Genomic DNA, 5,748 nt, shown 5'->3' with positions numbered 1-5,748 from the left:
GGCCACAGACGGGGCCTCATGGTTCGAGACGCGCTTCGCGCTCCTCACCATGAGGGGATGCCGCGTACGCCTAGCGCTTGCGGATGAAACCGACGATATCGCGCGCCGCACGCATGGTTTCATCGGCAAGAGCGCGGGCGCGGTCGGCGCCGTCGACCAGGATTTTGTCGACATGGCCGGGGTCGGCGACCAGCCGCTTCATCTCGGAGGCGATCGGCGAGAGCTTTGCGACGCAAAGTTCCACCAGCGCGTTCTTGAAGCTGGAGAACTGCCCGCCGCCGAATTCCTTGAGCACGTCGGCTTTGTTCCGGTCGGCCAGCGCGGCATAGATGCCAACGAGATTGTCGGCCTCGGGCCGGTTCTCCAGGCCCTTTTCCTCCGACGGCAACGGTTCCGGATCGGTCTTGGCCTTGCGGATCTTCTGCGCGATCATATCAGCATCGTCGGTCAGGTTGATCCGCGAATTGTCTGACGCGTCCGATTTCGACATCTTCTTGGTGCCGTCGCGAAGCGACATCACCCGCGTCGCCGGCCCGGTGATGAACGGCTCCGGCAGCGGGAAGAACTGGCCGTCGTTGAAGCCGTGGCCGCGTATCGAATCGCCGAAATCGTTGTTGAATTTCTGCGCGATGTCCCGCGACAGCTCCAGATGCTGCTTCTGGTCCTCACCGACCGGCACATGGGTGGCGCGATAGAGCAGAATGTCCGCCGCCATCAGCACCGGATAATCGTAAAGCCCGACGGACGCGTTCTCGCGGTCCCTGCCGGCCTTCTCCTTGAATTGCGTCATGCGGCTGAGCCAGCCGACCCGCGCCACGCAATTGAAGATCCAGGCGAGCTCGGCATGGCCGGCGACCTGGCTCTGGTTGAACACGATGTGTTTCTTCGGATCGATGCCAGCGGCGATGAAGGCAGCCGTCACCTCGCGGGTGTTGCGGGCGAGCTCTGTCGGGCCGCCCCAGACGTCGACACCTTGCGTGATCGCGTGCATGTCGACGACGCAATAGATGCAGTCATGGGTTTCCTGCATTTTCACGAAGTTGACGATCGCGCCGAGGTAATTGCCGAGATGCAGATTGCCGGTCGGCTGGACGCCGGAAAACACTTTTTCAACAAAAGCCATAGTCAGCTTCCCCAAGGATCCTGTATCGGATGCCTGTTTCGCGGCGTCGTTTGCCACGCAGGGGCTGTCAGCGCAAGCCGCTAGGGATCGGTTCGAGCCCCTCATGGTGAGGAGCGCGGAACGCGCGTCTCGAACCATGAGGCCGCAGGCGGGCCTTCATCCTTCGAGACGCCGCGGAGCCTGTCATCGGGCCGCGCTGCGCGCGGACCCGTTGGCGGCTCCTCAGGATGAGGGGTTGGAGCGGCCATGACGCCTTAAGGCGTTAACTGCGTCGCGCCAGCCGGCGACGCCGAAAAGCCTTAAGAACAGGCCGTAAATCGCAATTCCTACCGCTATCACGGCCAAGAGCAGGACGGCCTGCACAAGGCCGTGCGCGCCCGTGGTGAGCAGCGACCGCGTTGCCAGCCACAGCAGCGCACCCATGGCAACCGCTGATAGCGCGATGCGCGGCAGCCGCCGACGCGCCTCGGCATCGATCGAGAATCCAAAAGTCTCCGCGCCGCGGCGGATCAGGCTGAACGCCATGCCCCACGCGCCAAGCGCAATCGCCGCCGCAATGCCCTCCGTGCCGTACCAATAACTGAACAGGAAGGCCGTCGCGATCGCCAGCACGACGCCCTTGAGCGCGGCGACCAGCGGCGTCATCGTATCCTCGCGCGCAAAGAACGCCGGCGATAAAGCCTTCACCAGCACATGCGCCGGCAGCGCCAGCGTCAGCCACATCAGCGCGCGGGCGGTGGCTTTTGCATCGTCAGCGGTGAAGGCGCCGTGCTCGAACAATAGCCGTACGATCGGCTCGCTCAGCACGATCAGCCCGAGCGTCGCCGGCAGCGCCAGACCAACGGCGAGTTCGAGCCCGCGCGATTCCGCATGCGCCACGGCGGCATGATCATCGCCACGAACCGCGCGCGTCAATTCCGGGATCAGCACCGTGCCCATGGCAACGCCGACAATGCCGAGCGGCAGCTCGACCAGACGGCCCGCGAAATAGAGCCACGACACCGCCGACGGCGAGGACGACGCAATGATCGCGCCGGCCACCATCAGAAGCTGCGGCGCGCTCGACGCCATCATGCCTGGCGCGGCCTTGGCGAGAAAGCCGCGCATCTCCTTGTCGAACGAAATGCGCAGTGGCGTTGCGATGGCCGCGCCCCGGCGCAGCACCAGCGCGGAGAGTTGCAACAGCCCGGCAATGCCGACGGTCGCCGCGACGATCTGCGCGGCCCGCGCCGCATCCGGCTTTGCCGCCAGCAGCACGGCCATGACTGATATCAGCGCGATGTTGAACAACAGCGGCGAGAACGCCGTCAGCGCAAAGCGCCCTTGCGCGTTGAGCAGCGCCATCATGACAGTCACCGGCCCGGCGAAGGCGAGGTACGGCAGCATCAGCCTTGCATTGTCTGTCGCAAGCTGCAGCGTCTCGCGCCCCGCAAATCCCGGCGCCAGCACAGCCATCGCAAGCGGCATCACCAGCGCCAGCAGCGCGGTCGCAACTATCAGGATAACCGCGATGCTGCCGAGTACCCGTCCCGCAAACGCCGCCGCCGCGACCGCGCCGCCGCTCTCGCGCACGCGCAGCCACGCCGGCACCAACGCCGCGTTCAGCCCGCCCTCGGTCAATAGCCGCCTGACAACATTGATGAGTTGAAACGCCGCCAGAAACGCATCCGCCACCGCGCCCGCGCCGAGTAGCGCCGCCAGCACGGAATCGCGCACGAACCCGAGCAGCCGCGACGCCAGCGTTCCCGAAGATACCGTGAGAAAAGAGCGGATCATTGGAGGGGCTGTATAGCAGCCGCTTCCTTTCCTGACAGTAGTCCCGTCATCTGACAGTAGTCCCGTCATCCTGAGGTGCGAGCGGAGCGAGCCTCGAAGGATGTACGGCCACCGCCCGGGCCGTTCATCCTTCGAGACGCCGCTTCGTGGCTCCTCAGGATGACGGGTTGCCAGATAGCAGCCCCGCTTCCCTTGCTGGCGCGGGGCCGATCTGATAGGCCGCAGCCTTTCGCACAACGCCGTGAAACAGGACGGATGAATGACTGACGCAAAATACGACGTTCTCGGGATCGGCAATGCGATTTTCGACGTCTTCGCGCAAACTGATGAGAAGTTCCTGGCCGACCACGGCATGGCCAAGGGCGGCATGGCGCTGATCGACGAGGCCCGCGCCACGTCGATCTACCGCGACATGGGGCCGGCGACGGAAGTCTCCGGCGGTTCCGGCGCCAACACCATCGTCGGTGTCGCCGGCTTCGGCGCGCGCGCCGCCTTCATCGGCAAGGTGAAGGCCGACCAGATCGGCGGCCTCTATACCCACGATATCCGCGCCGCCGGCGTCGCCTTCGAGACCAAGGCGGCTGAAGCCGGCCCCGCCACCGGCTGCTCCTATATCCTGGTGACGCCGGACGGCGAGCGCACCATGAACACCTATCTCGGCGCCGCGCAGGATCTGAACCCGTCGGACATCGATGAGGCGCAGATCGCGGCCGCGCGCATCGTCTATCTCGAAGGCTATCTCTGGGATCCGAAGAATGCCAAGGAAGCCTTCGTCAAGGCAGCTAGCATCGCGCACTCTGCCGGCCGCCAGGTGGCACTGACACTGTCGGATTCCTTCTGCGTCGATCGTTATCGTGACGAGTTTCTCGATCTGATGCGCAAACGCACGGTCGATCTCGTGTTTGCCAACGAGGCCGAGCTGCACTCGCTGTACCAGACCTCGGATTTCGAGGGTGCGCTAAAGCAGCTCCGCGCGGACACAAAACTCGCCGTCGTGACCCGCAGCGAAAAGGGCTGCGTCGTCGCAGCCCCCGACGGCATCACATCAGTGCCGGCATTTCCGATCGAGAAGCTCGTCGACACCACCGGCGCCGGCGACCTGTTCGCGGCCGGCTTCCTGTTCGGCCTCGTCCGCAACGCGAGCCATGAGGCGTGCGGCCGGCTAGGCGCGCTCGCCGCGGCCGAGGTGATCCAGCACATCGGGGCACGGCCGCAGGTGTCGCTGAAGGAGCTGGCGGGGCAGAACGGGTTGGGGGTGTAGCTGCTAGTCAGCACACAAGTGATCCCCGAGGCGCTTAAGTATTCCAGAGACAGCGATGATTGAACCGAGAAGCGCGGCGTACTGGATGCCCCGCCTGCGCGGGGCAAGACGGCTGCGGATGAGGCGAGGGCGTGCAGCACGATAGAGCGTGGCCACGCTCTTCTTTCTTTTTCACGATGCAAGCCGCGAACTCCGCTGCGCCCTCTCCCCCCTTGCGGGGGAGAGTTGGAGAGAGGGGTAAGCCACGCACACCGGCGCCTGTGGCTTACCCCTCTCCCTGACCCTCCCCCGCAAGGGGGGAGGGAACGGAGGGAGTGTGCTGTGACGCACGAAGAGCAAAGGCGATCACGCCACCTCTTGCGATCACGCCGCGCGCTGTCCGCTGCCTTCATCCAGCCCGGCATAGACGCCGCACTCGAAGCCGGCAAAGGCTTCCAGGCACTTTGCGTCGGCGAATGGCAACAACTGCATCAGTATCACGCCGGCGACATCGCGCGTGGGATCGATCCAGAAATAGGTGTTGGCAAGGCCCGCCCAGGCGAGGCTGCCGGCGCTGCGGCCTTCCGCCGTCTTGGTGGTGTTGATCAGGAAGGAGAGGCCCCACTTCTTCACGATGTCGGGGAAGAGATCGACATCGTTGGTGTAGATCGGCGCCACCGTCACCATCTTGCCCATGGTGAGATCGCCGATGTGGTTCTGGCTCATCAACGCGACGGTCTCGGGCTTCAGCACCTGGTTGCCGTTGCCGCGGCCCTGGTTCAGGATCATCTGGGTGAACTTGATGTAGTCGCCCGCGGTGCCGTAAAGGCCGCCACCGCCCATGTGGAATTCCGGATTCTGTTCGAGCTCGAACGGGATCGGCGCCAGCGATCCGTCCTCGGTCCGCGCGTGCATGCCGACCAGCCGCTGGCGCATCGAGTCCGTGATCTTGAAGCAAGTGTCGTTCATGCCGAGCGGCGCGAGCATGTTATCGCGCAGGTACGCATCGAGCCGCACGCCGCTGACGGCTTCGATCGCCTTGCCGACGAAGTCGATATTGGTGCCGTATTCCCAGCGCGTGCCGGGATCACTCATGATCGGCGTCGTCAGCGCGGCGTTCAGGCAGGTAGTGATCGCCGGGGTACCCGTCTTCTCCAGATATTGCGCGCAGGCGCCGTTCCACATGTTGTAGGCAAAGCCCGCCGTGTGTGTCATGAGCTGGCGCAGCGTGATCGGGCTCCTGGCGGGGCGCATCTTCGGCTCGCCGCTCTCGTCAAAGCCTTCCAGCACCTGCGGGTTGGCGAGATCGGGCAAAACCGTGCCGATCGGCTCGTCGAGGGAGAGCTTGCCCTGCTCGACAAGCTGCATGCCGGCGGCCGTCGTGATCGCCTTGGTCATGGAGGCGATCCAGAACACGCTGTCGGCGGTCATGGGATCGTCCTTGGAAAGGTCGCGCTTGCCGAACGCGCCCTGGTAGATCACGTCGCTCCCCGTCGCCGCCATCGCGACCACGCCGGGAATCTCCATCGCCTCGCATTTCTGACGCAGAATCTGGTCGATCTCAGCTTTGCTTTGCATGGGTCTCCTCCCGCTTTGATTTTTATGGAAG

4 protein-coding genes are annotated in these 5,748 nt (G+C 64.6%); 1 reads left to right on the top strand and 3 read right to left on the bottom strand.

The genetic code is table 11. The annotated features are described in order from the left end of the window. Positions 1-70 precede the first annotated feature (70 nt). Both trpS and murJ read right to left on the bottom strand, forming a co-directional pair. Positions 71-1,123, bottom strand: coding sequence for a tryptophan--tRNA ligase (gene trpS, locus CP49_RS07935; protein WP_057849735.1), 1,053 nt, complete (start codon positions 1,121-1,123; stop codon positions 71-73). A 222-nt stretch (positions 1,124-1,345) separates the two neighbouring features. Continuing rightward, on the bottom strand, positions 1,346-2,899 hold the full coding sequence (murJ, locus tag CP49_RS07930; RefSeq protein ID WP_057849734.1) for a murein biosynthesis integral membrane protein MurJ: 1,554 nt from the start codon (positions 2,897-2,899) through the stop codon (positions 1,346-1,348). Positions 2,900-3,158: 259 nt separating this feature from the next. On the opposite strand from murJ, the gene CP49_RS07925 reads away from it, so the two are divergent. Beyond that, positions 3,159-4,160 carry an adenosine kinase gene (locus CP49_RS07925; RefSeq protein ID WP_057849733.1) on the top strand — a complete coding sequence of 334 codons (1,002 nt, stop codon included), beginning with the start codon at positions 3,159-3,161 and terminating at the stop codon, positions 4,158-4,160. Positions 4,161-4,523: 363 nt separating this feature from the next. Here CP49_RS07925 and CP49_RS07920 read toward each other — a convergent pair whose 3' ends face one another. Beyond that, positions 4,524-5,717 carry a serine hydrolase domain-containing protein gene (locus CP49_RS07920; protein ID WP_057849732.1) on the bottom strand — a complete coding sequence of 398 codons (1,194 nt, stop codon included), beginning with the start codon at positions 5,715-5,717 and terminating at the stop codon, positions 4,524-4,526. Between the last annotated feature and the right edge of the window lie 31 nt (positions 5,718-5,748).

This window comes from Bradyrhizobium valentinum, from assembly GCF_001440405.1.
GTDB classification, from domain to species: Bacteria; Pseudomonadota; Alphaproteobacteria; order Rhizobiales; family Xanthobacteraceae; genus Bradyrhizobium; species Bradyrhizobium valentinum.
The sequence above is the reverse complement of the archived record's forward strand: the minus strand, read 5'-3'. Positions and strand labels throughout refer to the sequence as shown.

What these genes read in the sequence shown, in the direction of transcription:
- trpS (WP_057849735.1), bottom strand. Translation starts at nt 1,123, where the DNA reads ATGGCTTTTGTTGAAAAAGTGTTTTCCGGCGTCCAGCCGACCGGCAAT.
- murJ (WP_057849734.1), bottom strand. Translation starts at nt 2,899, where the DNA reads ATGATCCGCTCTTTTCTCACGGTATCTTCGGGAACGCTGGCGTCGCGG.
- CP49_RS07925 (WP_057849733.1), top strand. Translation starts at nt 3,159, where the DNA reads ATGACTGACGCAAAATACGACGTTCTCGGGATCGGCAATGCGATTTTC.
- CP49_RS07920 (WP_057849732.1), bottom strand. Translation starts at nt 5,717, where the DNA reads ATGCAAAGCAAAGCTGAGATCGACCAGATTCTGCGTCAGAAATGCGAG.